We start from the raw sequence: 17,410 nt of genomic DNA, 5'->3' as shown, positions 1-17,410 counted from the left end.
GCGGGGCGTGGATTATTTCGCGGAGCTTGTGCAGCCGGTGTTTGCCCTTGGGCGGGGGCCTGGTGCTCTGAGTCACTGAGATTGCGTCACTGACACTTGGTTGCCCTTCCCGCGCCGAGTTTGCCCAGAACCTTGCTCGCCGCGGTCTTGGGGCCGCTGGTGGTCCCGGCCGGTGCGGTGGGCGGCGGCGATGTTGTTGTGGCCGTCTTGATGGTGGACGCCGATGGCGAGATTACTGACTTCGGCTCGTCAGGGTGACTTTGGATCGTCGAGGGCCAGGCCGGTGCCGGCTATGAAGCCGTCGAGGGTGCCGGACCGGTACTGAAGGCGCTTGAGCCGGGTGCGGACGAGGACTTCGAGCTGGTCGAGGTCCATGACGGCGAGGTTGGCCAGGCTGCGTTTGACGTGGGCCCACACGCCCTCGACCGGGTTGAGGTCAGGTGAGTACGCGGGCAGAAGGAACACCGTCAGCCATGCACGCTCGGCGATCAGCTCACGCATGACGCGGGAGACGTGGGTGTTCAGCCGGTCCCACACCAGCACGATCGGCGCCTTACTGTAACGACGCTCTGATCGGGACGCCGCTGAACCCCGCGACGTACGACTACGAGGGCGCGGTCTTGTTCAACGCCCATGCCTCCACCCTGTGGGCCCGGTTCACCACCTACCTGCGCCGCGAGATCGCCGCCGGGCTCGGCATGACGCAGAAGGCCGCCCGCGCGGTCCTGCGGGTGTCCTTCGCCAAGGTCGCCGAGTACCAACAGCGCGGCCTGGTCCACTTCCACGCCGTCATCCGACTCGACGGCCCGGACGGCAGCAGCCAGCCCCCGCCGTCGTACGCCACCGTTGCCGTACTCACCAAGGCCGCCCGCGCCGCCGCCGCGCGGGTCCGCGTAACGGTCACGTCGGACGCGGTCGGGGAACGCGAACTCGGCTGGGGCGAACAGTTCGATGTGCGCGAGATCGCCGCCTTCGGCACCGACGCCGAATTCACCGATCAGGCCGTGGCCGCCTACGTGGCGAAGTACGCCACCAAGTCCGCCGACGCCTCCGGCGCCCTCGACTGTGCCCTGTTCTGCCGCCCCTGCCAGGGACGCGGCGCCACCGTGCTGCCCCACGGAACGCCGCTCCCGTGCACCGCCTGCGACGGCACCGGACAGGCCCGGCCCCTGCCCCGCCTCGCCGTCGCCCGCCACGTACGCCAGATGATCCGCACCTGCTGGGAACTGGGCAAGCTGCGGAATTCGCCCACCTGAAGCTCTGGAAGTGGGCACACATGCTCGGCTTCCGGGGCCACTTCTCCACCAAGTCCCGCTCCTACTCGACCGCCCTGGGCGCGCTGCGCGCCGCCCGCCGTGCCTGGCGCACCGAACAGGCCCGCGTCACGCCGGCCTGCCCGAGCCCGACCCGGACACCACCCTCGTCGTCGGCCACTGGACCTACCTCGGCACCGGCTACAGCCCCGGCGGCGCACTCCTCGCCGCCGCCGTCTGGCACCGCAGAGAACTCACACGGCAGTTCGCGGCCGAAGGGGGCTGCGGATGACCACGGCCTCCGAACGGGCGCCGGAGGAACTGCTGACGGTGCCGCAGGTCATGGCCCGCCTCCAGCTCGGCCGCTCCGCCGTCTACGACCTGCTCCGCACCCGACAGCTCGCCTCGATCACCCTCGGCCGCGCCCGCCGTATCCCCACCCACGCCCTGACCGACTTCATCCACACCCGCCTCGAACAGGAAGCCGCCTGATGACCACCCCCCCCGAGACACCCCTGCCTCCCGCCGCACCCGCGCCAACGGCGACGGAACCGTCTACCAGCGCAAGGACAGCCGCTGGGAAGCCGCCGGATACGTCCTCGCCCCCGGCAACACCCGCCGACGAATCCGCGTCTACGGCACCACCCGCAAAGACGCCCTGGCCAAACTCCCCGAGAAGATCGCCGCCAGCAACCGCGGCCTCCCCGTCCCCTCCGCGCAGGGCAGCCTGGCCGCGTACCTGACCTACTGGCTGGAGAACGTCGCCCTCCACCACCTCCGCGAAACCACCCACACCCGCTACACCACCTGCGTCCACCGCTACCTCATCCCCGGGCTCGGCAAAAAGAAGCTCACCAAGCTCACCGCCAAGGACGTCCGCACCTGGCTCAACCAGCTCCGCACCACCTGCCAATGCTGCACCCGTCGCATCGACGCCCGGCGCGACCAGCCCCGCTGCTGCGCCGTCGGCCAGTGCTGCCGCAAGCTGCTCTCGCCGCTGACGCTCACCTACCTCCACTCCGTCCTCAAGTCCGCCCTGGAGCACGCCGTCCGCGAGGAAGAGATCTCGCGCAACGTCGCCCGCAACGTCCGCACCGGCACCCCACGCCCCGCCGCTTCGAACCCCTCACCGCCGACGAAGCCCGCCAGTTCCTCGCGGCCACGCGCGGACACCGGCTGCACGCCCTGTTCGAACTCGCCCTCCACACCGGACTCCGCAAGGGCGAACTCCTCGGCCTGCGCTGGGAAGACCTCGACCTCGACGCGGGCACCGCCGCCGTCCGCCGCACCCTCCAGCGCACTACCGCAGGTGGGCTCACCACGCTGCCCACCAAGACCCGGGCCTCCGAGCGCCGCATCACCCTCCCCAGTCGCTGCGTCCAGTCGCTGAAGCTTTACCACGAGCAGCAGAAGCGCGAGCGTGAGTCCGCGGGCACCACGTGGCAGCACAACGGGAACGTGTTCACCACCGCGCAGGGCCGACCGATCGACCCGACCAACCTCACCCGCGCCTTCACCACGCTCCTCCGCAAGGCTGACCTCCGCCGCATCCGCTTCCACGACCTCCGCCACTCGACCGCCACCCTCCTACTGGAACAGGGCGTCGAACTCGTCGTCATCAAGGAACTCCTCGGCCACGCCCACATCGGCGCCACCGCCACCGTCTACGCCCACGTCCGACTCCGCCTCCAACGCGACGCCATCGACACCCTGAGCACCGCGCTGGACGGTCCTGCTGGCCACGAGCCGACACGCGACGACCCAACGCCCGCCACTGTGCGGAGAGCCATCGTCCACTGACGTTGCCGTCAACTACTGCCGTCACGCCACGCTGAAGCCCCGCCAGGCAATGCCTGACGGGGCTTCAGATTTGCGTGCGTACGTGAGCTACTGGCTCCCGATGGACTCGCGGAACCGCCGCACCTGAGAAATGGTCGTCGACCACTCAGAAATTTGGTTCCCGTCCTCGTCAACCAAACTCCGAACCTCCACATATCGCCAAGGCTCTTGCGGATTGAACTTTTCTTCGAGGCCATCCAGGAAGATGATCGAGTTTTGCACGTAGATATCTTCCCCTTCCCGGTAAATAGGCCAGCAGAAGATGAAGTTGGCGGTCTCCGGGTCCGTGATCGAAGAGATGAGGCATGAGGTCGAATTCTTGCTCGCCTCAAGCTCCCTCAGGGCTCTCTCCCAACTTCGAGAGTAGTCACCCACCGTCCAGAAGTTCAGGTCCATCGGGAATGATTCCGAGAAATCCCCGACTGTGACCCTACCGGCGGCCTCGGAAGGCGACGAGACACCACCCTCCGAGGCGGGATCACCGATCACTTCGATCGCGAATCGGTTATTCCTTGAGATAGTTGAGGTCTGCGTCATAAGTACCGATCCGTTGGCCCTTGCGGTTGATATCTTCCATCCGTCCGACATGTTATGCCCGTCAATATCCGGCGTGATGTAGTTCTTCCCATTCGAGAAGACCACCTGGCCGTGTGAATTAAACGGAGCCTTTTGCGCAGGAATTCTCGTCCTGTACCCGAGGGCCCCCGCTCTGTCCCCTACGGTTCCGGCGTACAACTCCCGGTTCTACGCACTTCGCGCGGCTACCGAGTCCCGACGATAAGGATCGCCCTTGAACGCCGGGGAAGAGGTGTACCCCTCAGGAAGATCACAGTTGCTGCGAGTGGTCGAAGAACCTCCGCAACCCCCTCAAAGGTGCGTCGATTTCGACGTTGTCGAACCCTGCTCCTTCGAGGTGTACGAGGATCGCAGCCTTCTCGGTGAGCTCCGGGAAAGCCGTGGCGAATTCCGAGACGCACACCTCCATGGATCGCAGCACCCACTCCTCCAGTGCTGCACCGCCGGGGTCCGTCACTGCACTGTCCATGCCCGTCGGAGGCACGGTCAGGATGATGCCGGGAACCCCGTCGTCCCGTCGGTTCACGAGGATCTGGACCTTCCCGTTTTCTGGGGAACTTCCATAACGCTCGTGGGCCAGCGGCGAGTTCAGGATCGCCGCGTCACAATCCCAGCCGGTTTCCGGGCCCGACCCCATTCTGACTTCGACCCCGGGGAGGTCTCCCAGTACCGACCTACAGGCATCTGCGTAGCGGCCCGAGGGTGTAGCGATGATGAATTTCATCATTCTCTCCTTAGCAGCTCATGCCCGGCATGATCTGCGGCCTGCTCAACTTGAGGAGCTCATTGTCCTGCAAGGCGACTCCACCGTCGATCACGTCTGCTGTGTAGGTCATGCGTGCACTCTCCGGGAGATCCGCCAGCTTCACCTTCGTGCGGACCATCGTGTATGAGCCTTCCTCGGGAAGGAAATTGTACGCCCGGCGGGCATATTCCGCTGCGCCTCGTTCGGTGAACGAGAAGTACTTGATCCCCTGGGTGCTCTTGAATTGACGGGTCTTTTGCAGGTTGTCCCGCTCCATGCCCTTCACGCCCCGCCACAGGAATATCTCACCGTCGCCGAGCTCTCCGCCGGCATTGTGCACAAGTACCGGCGTGGCGCCTGCCAGCACATAGTACGTATGAAGGTCCTCGACCGTGAGGTTGTACATGTCGCGGTCGCCGGGGCGGACCGTGACTGCGGCAACGCGCACCAGGTCCTTGGCGGATGTGCCGAGAGCATGGCCGGGCTTGAGCTTGCCGGCAGGGATCCAAGCATGGAGCGTGTCATCCCAGAAGGGGTGCTTAGCGGTGGTGTGGAGGGTGGCGCTTGTTCCGTCGGCATGCCGTACGCGAAGGTCGATGAGGTCATAGTCGTGGTTGATCAGGGTAGCGGTGACCTTGCGCGGGCCCTTGCGCTTGCCATTGCCGGGATCGGCGGCCTCGACCTTGTCGCCGATCTTGATTTTACCGATGGATTTTCTCTTGCCGTCACCCATGAGCACCTGGGTGGACGGGGTAAAGCTGCACCCCACCCTTGCCGCCAGTGTCCTCGCTCGTATCCCTTCGGCTTCGGCCATGGCGCCGCCTCGACCTCGAGTCGCCAAAAGCAAGGCCACGTCAAACGCTAGCTTTCCGGAACCTGCGGCGGTTCTGCCATTCGAGTAGTCGCCGTAGATCTCGGCCGCGCGGGCGACCGTGTCATCAGCCATTGATGCACCCGGGTTGACAATGCCGAGGAGGATTTCGATAACTCCTCCGCAGTCGCCATGGAGGGCGCATTGCTTTTCTGTGACATATTGCTGATAACCGCCTTGGAAGTAGGAGACCACGGTCCTGGTCGCCTCGTCTTTGACGGTGCTGAACGTGTCGCCGAGCCAGTCGAGCACCACGCCGTTACTCGCGGTCTGCGCAGTTCCGCAGTTACTGTTGCAGGAATGTGTCGGGTGCGGTCGGGAGTAGTCGACGGCTTCGTTGGGGCGGCCGTTGCCCTTGCTGCCATCCGGGCGGGTGGGGCAGGCTGCCTGTTCGCCTCCGGCTCCGTCGCAGGCAAGTCCTTCACCCGAGGGGTCGGATTGGGTGACGGGGCTCTGTGCACCATAGGTGTAGCCGTTGAGGGTTTGGTGGTGGTCGAGTTCCAGGAGTGGGTCGGCGCTGGTGAACTGGCCGATCACGGGGTCGTATTCGCGTGCGCCGATGTGGGTGAGGCCGGTTGTGTCGTCGGCGGGTTTGCCGAGGAAGGTCTTGTCGTCCGGCCAGGACGTGGGCTTGGTGCCGCGTGGCGCGCCGAAGGGGGTGTTGTAGCGCTTGGTGACCGCGTACGTGCTCGCGTCCAGGGCGATGCTGGAGGTGCCGTGGTGGTCGGCGGCGAGGAAGCTGAGTTTGGTGCCGGAGACGCCTGAGGTGGCCGTGCGGACGGCGATGGTCTGGCCGTTCGCTGTGTAGGAGCGTGTGGCGGAGGCGGTCTTGGTGGTGCCCTTGGTGGTGAGGTGGAGTTCTGTGCCGGCGCCGAGGTAGAGGACGGTCTCGCCGTCTCCCTTGGCGCGGCGGATCAGCAGGCTGCCGCCGGCGTCGTAGAGGTAGCTGGTCTCCTTGGTGCCCTCGGTGAGCTTGGCCAGGTCGCCCTCGGTGTTCCAGGCGAGGGTCTGCTGGGCCGAAGGTCCGGGTCGTGAGGTGGTGTTGCCGGTGCTGTCGTAGGTGTAGGTGCCGGCGCGGGCGCCGGTGGTCCTGTCGAGTGTGTGCGGTTTGGTGTCGGCGGGGTCGTCGTAGGTGTACGTCGTGGTCTTGTCGCCCGACGTGGTGTGCTGGGTTTCCGTCTTGCGCTGGCCGGCGCCGGTGTAGGTGTACGACGTCCAGTACGGTGCCGCCCCGTCGAGGTTGGCTACCGTGCGGCCGGAGGTCGCGCAGTCCGCGGTCTTCGGGGTCCAGGCCTCGGTCATGCGGCGGTTGCCGTCGTAGGCGAAGCACTGGTGGTCGGGCTTGGCCGTGCCGCCCTGGGTGGTGGCGTCGAAGACGGAGGTGACGTTGCCCGCGTCGTCCCGGGTGAACTTCAGCTCCTGCGGCATGTATCCGTGCACGTCGTCGGTGACGAAGGAGCGGGTCAGGCGGCGGGTGCCCTCCTCGTAGTCCCAGTTGAGGTAGGCCTTCTTCGCGGAGGACGCGCCGTCCATGCCCAGGGTGAGCTGGCGCAGGTCGCCCTGCGGGGAGAAGGCGGCACCCTGCAGGTAGCCGGTGGTGCCCTTGGCGGTGAGCTGCCCTCCGAGGGCGTTGTAGGTGTAGGAGACTCCCTCAGCGGCGAGACCGCCGACTGCCGGGGCGGAGTACTGGCTGATCGACCCGTCGAGGTTGTAGCCGGTGGAGAACGACAACTTGTTCGCCACGTACTTGCCGGCCACCAGGGGTTCCGCGTCCGGCAGGATCAGCTGGCTGCCGGTGGCGCGGTACATGGCGTCGAAGGCCGTGACCTTCTCGGTGTACGCCTTTCCGCTCACTCCGCCGTCGTATCGGGTGGCGGTGTCCTGCTGTCCCTTGGCGATCCGGTCGTATCCCCAGGTGGCGAGTTTGCCGGCGTCGGTCCTGTCGGCCTGCCACATGTCCGTCTTGCGGCCGAGTTCGTCGTAGGCGTACAGCAGCCTCTTCGAGGCGTCGTCGTTCGGCGTGGTGCCGACGACCTGGTCCAGTTCGTTGTACTCGCTGCTGCTCTTGCCCTTGTCGGGATCGGTCGCCGTGAGCTGACGTCCGAAGAGGTCGTAGGTGTAGGACCACTTGGTCTTGTCGGGACCGGTGACCGTCTTCTGCTGACCGGCGGGCGTGTAGGTGTAGTCGGTGGTCGTGTAGTTCGTGCCGGTCGGTGTGGGACCCGCGTACTCGCGGCGCTGGGTCGTCTGGCCGAGGGCGTTGGTGACGACGGCGGTCGCCTGGCCTCCGTTCGGGGCGCTGGCGGCGACGGTGTCACCCGTGTAGGTCGTGTCGGTCGTCCAGCGGCTGACACCGTGGACCTTCGTCACCGCCCTGGTGATCCGACCTGCGCCGTCGTACGTCGTGTCCGTCTGGACCGGAGCCTGTCCACCGTCCGTCTGCACCGGAGTGCCCGAGGGGGCTGACGTGCTGTCCCAGATGTCCGACTGCTGGCTGACCGCCAGACCGCGTGCATCGTACAGGGTCAGTGAGACCAGTCGGCCGCCGACCGGGCTGGGCGTCTGGACCTGCCGGGAACGCAGCAGCGAGTCGTAGAACTCGTAAGCGGTGTTGTAGCCGGAGCCGTCGTTCTTGAGCGTCCCGGTGGACACCCACGACATGCCCGAACCGGTGACGTGGTAGGCGTAGACGTAGTTCGGGGTCTTCCCCAGCACCCTGGAACGGTTGGGCAGCCAGAGCTTGGTGATACGGCCGAGGCTGTCGTACTCGCTCTCGGTGACCTTGTTGTTCGGGTCGGTGGCCTTCAGGGTCGCACCGGTCGCGAAGTCCAACGCCGCAGTGACCTTGAAGTGCTTGGCGTCTTGGGCTGTCGTTGCTGTGAGCGGTCCGGCGTCCGACGGTACGTAGGTGGTGGAGGACACCAGCAGGTCGTTGGTGTCGGTGACGGTCTTGGGACGCCCGAGGGCGTCATAGGTCGTCTTCGCCACCTTCTGCCAGGTGGGGGCGTTGTCGCTGCCGTACCCCTTGACACGTCCCGTCCAGGTGGCGTCGCCCTTGGTGGGTTTCTGCGACGGCGACCAGGTGGTGGCCGCGCTGTCGTCGTAGACGGTGGCGGTGTCGGAGACGACGTCACCCGCGCGCTTGGAGTCGGCGGGCAGGTCGAGCGCCGACTCCGCAGTCGTGCACGGCTTGGCGACGGTACGGGCGCGCGAGACGAGGGAGTTGATGCCCTTGTCGCCGTTGCGGGCGTACCAGGTGCGGGTGCACCTCTCGTCTCCGGTGACCGAGTCGTCGCCCTCGTCCTCGACGGTCTCGGCCATACCGTAGTCGTCGTAGGTCGTCTTCACCGTGTGTACGCGGTCGTAGGGGGTGAGCTTGCTGGTGATGTTGGTGCGGGTGTGGGTGGCTGCTGTGCGCACGTAATACGCCTCGGTGTCCGCGTACGACTTGTGCTGGGTCGCCGTCCGCTTCGACCACGGGTCGTTGACCGTGCCGCCGACCTCTGTGCTGCCGTCATAGGTGACCGACTCGCGGGTGAAGCCCGCGTACTGCTCGGAGTCGGTGATCTCGCCGGCCTTGATGCCCGAGACCGTGACGGTCTTGCGCTTGTCGGGGTCGGAGGTCTTGCCGTCCGCGCCGAGGACGCGGTCACCGTTCATGCCCCGCAGGTAGACCGTGGTCTCCTTGCTCTGGGTGCCGGTTGAGACGCCGGTGAGGTGGGTGACCTGCTGGTAGCCGCGCCAGATCGACCAGGTGCGCTCCTTGGCGGGAGTCAGCGGGTCCTCGTCGTAGTGCCAGGCGCCGCCGCCCGTGTACTGGTAGCTGTGCTCCACGGCTTCCGAGCCGCCCTGAGGGTCGCTGGTGGAAACCGAGCTGACGGGGTACTTCTGGAACCAGTCGAGCTTGGGGTCCTTCTCGCCGTTGGGCGACCAGTACACGGGGTAGCAGCGCCTGGTGTTCTCGTCCAGCTTCGGCTTGCTGCCGCCCGCGGTGCAGTCCGCCTCCTTGTAGGAGACGATCGTCTGCGTTCCGGTCTCGGAGGTGACGGTCTTCAGGCGGGGCTTGTTCAGCGGCAGGATGTCGTCGGCCGCGCCGTCGACGCGGTTGGGCAGCATCACGTGGCCGAACTTGACCGGGCCCAGGGAGAGGTCAGCGCCACGCTTGCCGGTGTGTTTGATCTCGTCGAGCCAGAGGGACTGGTCGGTTGAGTCACCGGTGTCGCCCGGATCGAGGTAGAGGTGTTTCAGGGACCAGACGTCCACCGGCTCGAAGGCGGGGGTGGCGGCCGCCGCGTTCCAGGCATAGGTGGTGATCGCCGTGAGCCGCTTGCGGGTGAAGAAGTTCGGGCCGACGTTGCCGGTGCACTTGTCCCCGTCCTTGCAGATGGCGTCGAAGGGCACGTCCGGCCAGTTGTCCCGGGTGTCCTTGGTCAGTGAGTCGCAGCCGCTGCCCGAGGCCAGGCAGCGCTCGGCGTAGGAGAGAACCACCTTGTCCGAGGCGGCTGGAGAGCCGGAGAAGAGGGCTCCGGCGCGCTGGCCGTAACGGATCTCCTTCAGATAGCCGCCGCGGACGTAGTCGCTTCCGGTGTTGTCGTCGCCGAGCATGTCGTAGTTGTTGTGCTCGGCGGTGTACCAGTACGACTCGGCGTTGCCATGGGTGTCCTCGACGTAGTCGATGTTCCAGCGCCAGGCCTGCTTCTTGTGCCGGCCGGAGAAGGAGCCGCCGCTGGTGTAGCCGGGTTCGCCCTCGTCGTCGCCGAAGACCGGCACCGTCCACACCGACTGCGTGCGGTCGTCCGCGCCGGCCCCGTCGAGCTTGTTGAGGCCGAAGACGTACTTGGTGCCGTCGCCGGTGACGACCGTCCAGTACTCGCCGTTGTCGTCGCCGTTGTCGGCGCCGGTGGAGTGGGTGACGGTGGAGGCGTCATCGTCCTTCAGCCGCCACTTGCCCGTGGTGTCGTCCTTGACGAGTTCGGTGGCCTTGCCGTTCAGGACGAGGGAGGCGTTGTCGTACTTCCAGCACAGGTCGTACTTGCCGTCCTGGCCGTCGTCGTCGCAGGAGCCGTACTTGCGCTCGACGTAGGAGGAGGTCAGGCCGAAACCGGTGCCGACCTGGCTGCCCTGGTTGTTGGAGTTGGCGGTCTGCCCGTCGACGGCGCCGGAGTCGTACGAGATCGACAGGCTCGGCTGGGGGCCGGCCGCGGCCGGAGGCACACGCAGCGGGTAGGACCACGTGAAGGAACCGGACGAGCCGCCCGCCTCCCACGTCGAGGACGCGGACAGCGGCGTCGCCTTGTAGTCACCCGAACCGGACTTGGCCCCCGCCGCGACCGCCAGCAACATGGACTGCCGGCCTGACGCCATCGTCACCGGCGCGGAAAGACTTTCTGCTTCCCGGCGGTTGAGGGAGTCGAGGGCGACGCGCTTGCGGCACTTCGCGGCCGCCGGATCCTGCGCCGCGCAGTTCGGCAGGCGCGTCAACTGGAGGCGGCCGGACCAGTCGCCTCCGTAGGCCGCGGCGAAGGCGGAGTAGTCGATGCCGAGGCGGGCCTTGCCACCGGCCTCGGGGCCGGTGACCTTGAGGACCACGCCCTTGACGCCGAGCTTGGCAGCGGTCTTCTGGGCGAGGACCTCGACCGTGACGGCCTTGGCCGTCTTGCCCTTGCCAGGGGCGGTCACCGTGACAGGCAGGGAACCAGGGGCAGCCTTGGCAGCGCCCTTGGCAGGGACGGTCAGCGACGCCTTGCCGGCCTTCGGCCAGGTGACCCTTCGCTGTTGATCGTGCCGGGCTCGGGCGGCTGCCGCCCGGTCTGCCGCGTCGGCCTTCTTCACCTCTGCCGCCGCCTTCTTGTTCACCTTGGCGGTGAAGGGGCTGACCTCGGTGGCGTGCGGGGGCTGCAGACGAGGACGTCCCAGGGGGTCGGCGTCCGCGGCGAAGGTGACGGGGGTGAGCAGGCCCGGCAGGAGGGCCAGGCCGGTGGTCGCAGCGATGCGACGGGACCAGCGTGTTCTGTCTCTGCCCCTGCGGCCTGATGCGGGCCTGGGTATGCCAAAGGGATGCATGGCGGTTCTTCCTGCGCGACGCCGGGCTGTGTCATGCCGGACGCGCGCCGTTGAGAAGGATGAAGAGGGAATTGAGGTGGGGCGTTCAGGCGCCCGGTGCCGGGGCGGCCCGATCGGAGAGCGGGCCGCCCCGCAGTGCGTGTCAGGTGCCGTCCGGTGTGTCCAGCACCTGGGAGAGGACCTGGTCGAAGTTCAGCGCCCCGGTCCATACCCGTAGTGACTCCAGCGAGCCGGGCAGGTAGTAGCCCGTGGTTCCGCCGGCCGAACCCCTGCCCGCTGACAGCGCGCCGGTGCCCTGCTGGACCGCGGAGAACACGGAGTTGTCCTCGCCTGGCTGCTCGGTCCCGCCCACGTACAGGTGCAGTCGGCCCAGTCGGTCCTCGGTCTTCGAGGCATCGGCCGGGTCGGTCCACTGCCACGATTCCTGCGCGTCGAACACGCCCGTGACATCCACCCCGGTGTCCACCTCCGCGGGATCGGCGGCTGCCACCTCCGCGCTCTGCGTGACCTTGCCGTCCGATCCGACCGCGGTACGGGTGAACTTCCACTGGTAGGTGTCGGCTCCGGGCTTGACCACCCACAGCGCCCAGGACGACTCACCACCGGTCGCCTGCCCGGCCACCTGAGCCCGATAGCCGACCGGCTTGGCCGCCAGCTTGTCGGTATCCAGCCTCACACGAGCCGAAACGGTGAACGAGCCGGTCTCGTCGACCACCGGACCGCCCGCCGAGGCGTAGCCCGACGTCCCGTCCAGAGCAAGGGCATTGTCGACCTCATCCAGCACGGCACCGGTGGACGACAGCGCCAGCGCCGGGGCGGGGTAGGAAGTGAGTTCCTTGACCTGCATGCCGGTGGAAGAGGTGGCATCCCAGTCCGCGACGAGCTCGTTGGCCGCCACGCTGTCCTCTGCCAGTTGTGCCTCCTGCGCGACCTGCTCCGCAGTGAGCGGGTACTGCCACACCGAGACCTCGTCGATACGGCCGCGGAAGTTCTCTCCCGCGACCCCGCCGACCAGCGCACGGCCGAACTGCAGGCCGGCCGTGGACGTCCACGGCCGGTAGGCGGAGGACAGATCGTTCAGCACCACCGGTTCGCCCTGCGGGCGACCGTTGACGAACAACTGGATGGTGTCATTCGTCCTGTCGGTATCACCCTTGTCATCGAAGACGGCTGCCAGATGCGTCCACACATGCAGCGGAGGCGGCCCGGCATCGGCGATCGACCGAAGGTAGACCGGGTTCTCCTTGACGTCGGCGGCAGTGCGGTTGAACACCCACTTCTTGTAGCTCGCGGAGTAGTACAACGTGAACGCCGAAGCGGAGGTGCCCGGGGCGGACAGCACCACGTGCGTCTGTGACGTGTCCGTCAGGTAGACCCAGGTCGAGACGGTGAAAGAGTCCTTGGTGTTCACCGCCGGTGCCGCGGTGGCCGCGTAACCGTCCCGCGCGGTGTCAGCGCTGCTGTCGTTGAGGAAGAGTGAGTAGTCGGACTCTCCGCGGCGTCCCAGAGTGGACCAGCCGGCGTGTGCGGTGTGGAGCGTGGCGTCGTGCCGGGTGCCCTCCGTGGCGGTGTCCTTGGCCACGGTCGCTCCCGAACCCGGGGCCGCGTCGTCGAAGTGCCAGCGACCGACAGCACCGCCGGGAGGAGCCACCTTGAAAACGAACTCCGCTGGCGCGCCCCACCGGCTGTGGACGTCCTTGGCCCTCACCGACAGCACCTGAGTACCGGAGAGCGGTGGTTTCACGTCCTTGACCCGAACGTCGAGACCACCGGACACCTGCTTGGCCGGCGTGGACAGCAACTTCCACTCATAAGCGGTGTTGTCGGTATGACCGTCCTTGATGTCGGCCGTGTTGGGCTGGAAGGTGAAGGAACCGGGCACTCCCGGGCCGCCCTTGCCCTCACAGAGGTCAACGGTGCATTCGGTATAGGGAGAGCCGGCGGTGATGCGGGGCGCCTTGGGCGCGCTTGAGTCGATCTTGAAGTAGCACCAGGAGCTGTAGGGCGACCACAGGTCCCCGCTCTTCCCGCTGTACGACCAGTGTGACTGGGTTCGCGCCTTGTACCGGTACAGGCCACCGTCAGCACGACCGCTGGTGCGCATCTTCTCCAGGGTCCCATCGGGAACCCAGCCCGTGTCGGGCCTGTGCCCCGACCACACCTGGTGCCAGGCCGCGTCATCACCACGCTCGACCACGTACTCGGCCTGCAGAGAGCCTTCCTCAGCGCCCTTGTGAGCCTCGATCAGCGTCTGGACCCTGGCCTGGACCATCGGGTCCTTCCGGGTCACGATCAATGGATCGGAGGAGGACTTGCCGCAGTAAGCGGTAGTGCCGTCGCCGGGAATGACGCCGACGCTGGTGGGCGTGCCCGGCTTGTAGGCGAACTTGACCTGCAGTTCAGCGCTCTTGTCGAAACGCTTCCAGGCCCGCGGGTCGCTCTCGTCCTTCGCGCGCAGCATGAGCGTCAACCGGCTCATCTTGCCGGCGGCGAAGGAACGGACCGTGCTCGTGAGGTTCTCGTCCGACTCCTTGGCACTGTCATGAAAATCGATCCATTTGTCGGGCTGATCCGGACTGCACAGATCGCCGCGGCCCGCCGCAACGTTCACATCCACCATCAGGTCCAGCTGCTTGGGGCCGGGCCACCGGGTGCCCTCGGAGATGTTGTCGGTACGGACCAGGTCCAGGGGGTGAGGGGCGCAGTTGAACGACCACGTCTCGCGAGCCCGGAAGGTGGCGTCCAGGACCTGCTTGCCGGTCAGCTTCGTGGGGGCGAACTCGAAGTACATGCGGTCGACGTAGCCGCCACCGCAGTAATAACCGTCGGCGTTACCGCACTTGCCGACGCCCTTGTCTCCGTCGAACATCCAGAACTTGTCGCCGTCCGAAGAGATCTTCGTACGCTCCGAGACACCCAAACCGATGGAAGGGTCGATGTAGACGGGGTAGACCGTGTCCTTGCCCCGCAGCAGCCCCAGGTCCGGGTGTACGGCCACCGCGCCGTCGTCCACCTTCACCGGCAGCACCGCGGTGGCATCACCCTGCCCCGGCTGCGCGGGGTCATCCTGCGCCTGACCGTCTGGAGACCCCACGGTGTCCGTGCGCATCATTTGTGTTTGCGGGCCTGATGGCCTGTCACCGGCCGAGTCCCACATCTGACCGGCCGGGCCGCGGAAGACGGCATTGCCGTTCTCGTCGATGGCCCGCAGACCGCCGCCGGCTCCGGGAACGACGGACAGGCCGTCCCCGGACGCGGTGAGCTCGACCTGTTCCAGCGCCGGGTTCTGCGCCGCCTCGGGCGTCTTGACGACGAGGACTTCCCGGTAACTCTCTGCCGTGGCTGTCAGCTGCAGGTCCATCCCGTCGAAGACGTTGGCGTACGTCGCCGTCGCACCGTTCAGGGTCGGTGCCGGAAGAGGGCCAGGCCAGCCGAGGCTGACAGATCGTCCGTTCTTGCCGAGCTGGATCATGTCCGACCCTGAGCCGCCGCTGGAGAACGACAGGTCCACGACCGCGCCCTTGGGACCCAGCCGGCCGTCCTGGCGACGCTCCAGGACCGGATTGACCGTTCCCCACGCACCATCCCGTTCCTTCACCCGCACAGGGCTGGTGGACTGCGTCAGTGTGAATGAGCCGTCCGGGTTCGCCGTGGTCGTCGAGTACTCGGTGCGCTCCGCCGTCACCTCCACCGGCTCACCCGACGCCTGAGCCCGGGCGGATGCGGTGGTCTCAGCCACCTGCCCGGTCCCTGCTGCCTCCCTGGTCATCGGAAGGGCTGCTGCGACAGGCGCTCCGGGCAGTACTGGCAGGACGAGCGAGACCAAAGCCCCGCCCAGAAGACAGGCGCGTACTCTTCGTGCCCTCCGTGCCGGCGACACGCCGGCCCACCGAGGCTTCACGAAATCCCCCTGAATATGAATCTTGTAAAGGTCTCGGGAAGTAAACGGTCAATGACGGTGCGCGGTCAATCAGTTGTGAAGGTGCTCACACAGAGTGTCGTCATCTGATCGATCAGATTCAGTCACATGATCAAAAACCTCGAAAGGGGTGTTCAGGGACATCGGGCAACGAGTCAGCGGCGGCCGCACCACGCGCCCAGCCGGCAGTCGGCCGAAACTGAAACGGAGCATGACGCCTGGCGCAATGACAGCGTGGTGCCGAAATCGCGCGACGGCCTGGCCTTGGCCGCCTGCGCCATGAAGGGCCGCTGTATGAGGCGCTGGACGAGCTCGGGCACGTCGGGGTCTTCGGCGTCGTATCCGTGGGAGGGCGCGATGCGCGCTGCGATCGTCGTGCTCAGGACGTGCACGACGAGGACGTCCGCCGTCATCGCCGCGGGGATGCCGGCGACGGGAACCAAGGCCATCAGGCCCATGGCGCCGCCGTCGACCTCGCCGGCGGCGGGGTGTTGCGGATCAGCAGCGGTCGCAGACCTTGAGGTACTGCTGCCGGGCCGGTGAACCGTCGACGTCCAATCCCTGCTTGCGGGCGAGCTCCCCGACGTTCTTCGGGTCGTCGAGATCCATGGCCGTGTCGTTGACCAGTTCGAGCAGCACTGCCGCGCCTGCGAGCGCCGGCCGCAGGGCCGTGTCGGCGACCGCGTCCACTGCGCGACGGGCGGGGTTCGGCGATCGTCTCAGGCGCCGCGCCCTTGACCCGTCTTGCCGCGTTTCCCGCGGCGTCACCGGTGCGACCGAGTGCGTTGCTCGCCCAGTTCGGCGGACCACGGCGGTCACCGCGCCACCGCCGGTGCTCGTCGAGCGTGTCAGCGGGCGTCCCGGGGCGGTCGGCCGTTCAGCCGCCGCGGGTGAACGCGAACCCGGACGCCTTCGCCCACGTGTGAGCCCTGCCGCTGGGTGGGAAGCGGCAGGGCCTTCGCGTCCGGACGAGCGTCAGACACGCCGCTCCGACGAGGCCAGCCCGACGAACCCCGCCCACGCCTCGCGCGAGACCGTGAGGGTGGGACCGGCAGCGGCCTTCGAGTCCCGGACGTGCACGACTGTCGTACGAGGTGCGACCTCTACACACTGACCGCCCTCGGTTCCGCTGTAGCTGCTTTTGAACCAGGCGAGGCCGGATGCTGCGGTTGAGGACTCAGCGTTGTTCATAGCGCCCCCAGCAATCCTTCGATGAACTTCGTTGACTCTCGCGGACTGAGAGCCTGTGATCGGATAATCCCATAGCGGGCGGCCGCGAGAGCTGTTTGTTCCGGGTCGGTCTCCAGAGCACTGGTCGCGTGCGTCTCGGCGTACACGAACTTTCTGCCGTCCTTCCGAGTGACGACCGTGAAGGGTCCGTTAACGCCTGCGTTCTCCTCGCACTCGGTCGGCATCACCTGGATCTCGACGTTCTGCTTCTGCCCGACGAGGAGAGTGAGCTCCAACTGTCCGCGCAGTACTCCCTCACCCCCGTAACGATGCCGCAAGACTGCCTCGTCCATCACGAAGCTCAACAGCGGAGCGGATCGCCGGTCGAAGATGTCCTGCCGAGCGAGCCGAGCGGTCACCCGCTGCTCGACTGTTTCCTGGTCCAGCGGAGGGCGTCGCATGGCAAGCAGAGCTCTCATGTACTCCTCGGTCTGGAGCAGGCCGTTGACGACATGGGTGTCGTACATGAGGAGCTCGAGGCACTCCTTCTCCAGAGCCGCCATCCCCTGGAAGAACACCGGATACTGAGCCCGTTCCATCTGCTCCTTCCACAGGCGCAGCAACCCGTCCGCCCCCAGCGCCTCATCCGCGCGCTCGATCGTCCGAGGCGACGGAATCCTCCGCCCCTGCTCGAACGCCGCGACCGTGGAGGCCGAGTAGCCGAGCCGTCTCCCGAACTCCTCGCGCTCCAGGCCCTCCCGCAGCCGCAGCGTCTTCAGGGTCTGCCCGAACGCCACCACGATCCCGCGCCCCACCTCGTCCTCCGGGCGCCGTCCGGCCGGGTCGTCGTTGTCCCAGCCGTCCCCGAGGCTCACGACCGCCCCGGCGCCCGCCTCCGTGTCCTCGTGCTTCGCCATGTCCGCCATCACCGCCTCCTCGGCCCAACGCCCCCGCAGGAAATGCCGTTACGGCGC

General features: G+C 67.0%; 9 protein-coding genes and 3 pseudogenes. 3 read left to right on the top strand and 9 right to left on the bottom strand.

The genetic code is table 11. The features are described 5' to 3' along the window. Positions 1-249: 249 nt before the first annotated feature. Positions 250-555, bottom strand: a pseudogene (locus MXD57_RS01105) (transposase); the annotation flags it as partial. Between the two features lie 8 nt (positions 556-563). Here MXD57_RS01105 and MXD57_RS01100 point away from each other — a divergent pair. From MXD57_RS01100 to MXD57_RS01090, 3 genes and pseudogenes are all read left to right on the top strand, one after another. After that, a pseudogene (locus MXD57_RS01100) lies at positions 564-1,545 on the top strand (replication initiator); the annotation flags it as partial. After that, positions 1,542-1,745, top strand: a complete 204-nt coding sequence (locus MXD57_RS01095; RefSeq protein WP_240121277.1) for a helix-turn-helix domain-containing protein — start codon at positions 1,542-1,544, stop codon at positions 1,743-1,745. The pseudogene MXD57_RS01100 and the gene MXD57_RS01095, both read left to right, overlap by 4 nt. A 10-nt stretch (positions 1,746-1,755) precedes the next feature. Further along, positions 1,756-3,053, top strand: a pseudogene (locus MXD57_RS01090) (tyrosine-type recombinase/integrase); the annotation flags it as partial. A gap of 87 nt (positions 3,054-3,140) precedes the next feature. On the opposite strand, the gene MXD57_RS01085 reads toward MXD57_RS01090, so the two are convergent. The 8 genes from MXD57_RS01085 to MXD57_RS01050 all read right to left on the bottom strand — a co-directional run bounded on the left by MXD57_RS01085 (position 3,141) and on the right by MXD57_RS01050 (position 17,353). Next, positions 3,141-3,827, bottom strand: a complete 687-nt coding sequence (locus MXD57_RS01085; RefSeq protein WP_250399315.1) for a toxin C-terminal domain-containing protein — start codon at positions 3,825-3,827, stop codon at positions 3,141-3,143. Between the two features lie 91 nt (positions 3,828-3,918). Then, a complete protein-coding gene (locus MXD57_RS01080) occupies positions 3,919-4,392 on the bottom strand; it encodes a hypothetical protein (RefSeq protein WP_250399314.1) in 474 nt (157 codons plus the stop codon). A 10-nt stretch (positions 4,393-4,402) separates the two neighbouring features. Then, entirely contained in the window at positions 4,403-11,347 is a 6,945-nt protein-coding gene (locus MXD57_RS01075; RefSeq protein ID WP_250399313.1) for a polymorphic toxin-type HINT domain-containing protein, read from the bottom strand. Positions 11,348-11,489: 142 nt separating this feature from the next. Beyond that, positions 11,490-15,116, bottom strand: a complete 3,627-nt coding sequence (locus MXD57_RS01070) for a LamG-like jellyroll fold domain-containing protein (RefSeq protein ID WP_250399312.1) — start codon at positions 15,114-15,116, stop codon at positions 11,490-11,492. A 305-nt stretch (positions 15,117-15,421) separates the two neighbouring features. Next, complete coding sequence (locus MXD57_RS01065) at positions 15,422-15,724, bottom strand: hypothetical protein (protein ID WP_250399311.1); 303 nt, start codon at positions 15,722-15,724, stop codon at positions 15,422-15,424. A gap of 40 nt (positions 15,725-15,764) precedes the next feature. Continuing rightward, on the bottom strand, positions 15,765-15,956 hold the full coding sequence (locus MXD57_RS01060; protein ID WP_250399310.1) for a hypothetical protein: 192 nt from the start codon (positions 15,954-15,956) through the stop codon (positions 15,765-15,767). A gap of 285 nt (positions 15,957-16,241) precedes the next feature. Next, complete coding sequence (locus MXD57_RS01055; RefSeq protein WP_250399309.1) at positions 16,242-16,457, bottom strand: DUF397 domain-containing protein; 216 nt, start codon at positions 16,455-16,457, stop codon at positions 16,242-16,244. Continuing rightward, positions 16,454-17,353, bottom strand: coding sequence for a helix-turn-helix domain-containing protein (locus tag MXD57_RS01050; protein ID WP_250399338.1), 900 nt, complete (start codon positions 17,351-17,353; stop codon positions 16,454-16,456). Before MXD57_RS01050 ends, MXD57_RS01055 begins: the two co-directional genes overlap by 4 nt. Positions 17,354-17,410 lie beyond the last annotated feature (57 nt).

The organism is Streptomyces cellostaticus, assembly GCF_023630175.1.
GTDB classification, from domain to species: Bacteria; Actinomycetota; Actinomycetes; order Streptomycetales; family Streptomycetaceae; genus Streptomyces; species Streptomyces cellostaticus_A.
Note: the sequence above shows the minus strand (reverse complement) of the source record. Positions and strands in the feature narration are given on the sequence as shown.

Excerpts from the sequence above, each read along its gene's own strand:
- MXD57_RS01095 (WP_240121277.1), top strand. The coding sequence starts at position 1,542 with ATGACCACGGCCTCCGAACGGGCGCCGGAGGAACTGCTGACGGTGCCG.
- MXD57_RS01080 (WP_250399314.1), bottom strand. The coding sequence starts at position 4,392 with ATGAAATTCATCATCGCTACACCCTCGGGCCGCTACGCAGATGCCTGT.
- MXD57_RS01075 (WP_250399313.1), bottom strand. The coding sequence starts at position 11,347 with ATGCATCCCTTTGGCATACCCAGGCCCGCATCAGGCCGCAGGGGCAGA.
- MXD57_RS01070 (WP_250399312.1), bottom strand. The coding sequence starts at position 15,116 with ATGACCAGGGAGGCAGCAGGGACCGGGCAGGTGGCTGAGACCACCGCA.
- MXD57_RS01065 (WP_250399311.1), bottom strand. The coding sequence starts at position 15,724 with ATGGGCCTGATGGCCTTGGTTCCCGTCGCCGGCATCCCCGCGGCGATG.
- MXD57_RS01055 (WP_250399309.1), bottom strand. The coding sequence starts at position 16,457 with ATGAACAACGCTGAGTCCTCAACCGCAGCATCCGGCCTCGCCTGGTTC.
- MXD57_RS01050 (WP_250399338.1), bottom strand. The coding sequence starts at position 17,353 with ATGGCGAAGCACGAGGACACGGAGGCGGGCGCCGGGGCGGTCGTGAGC.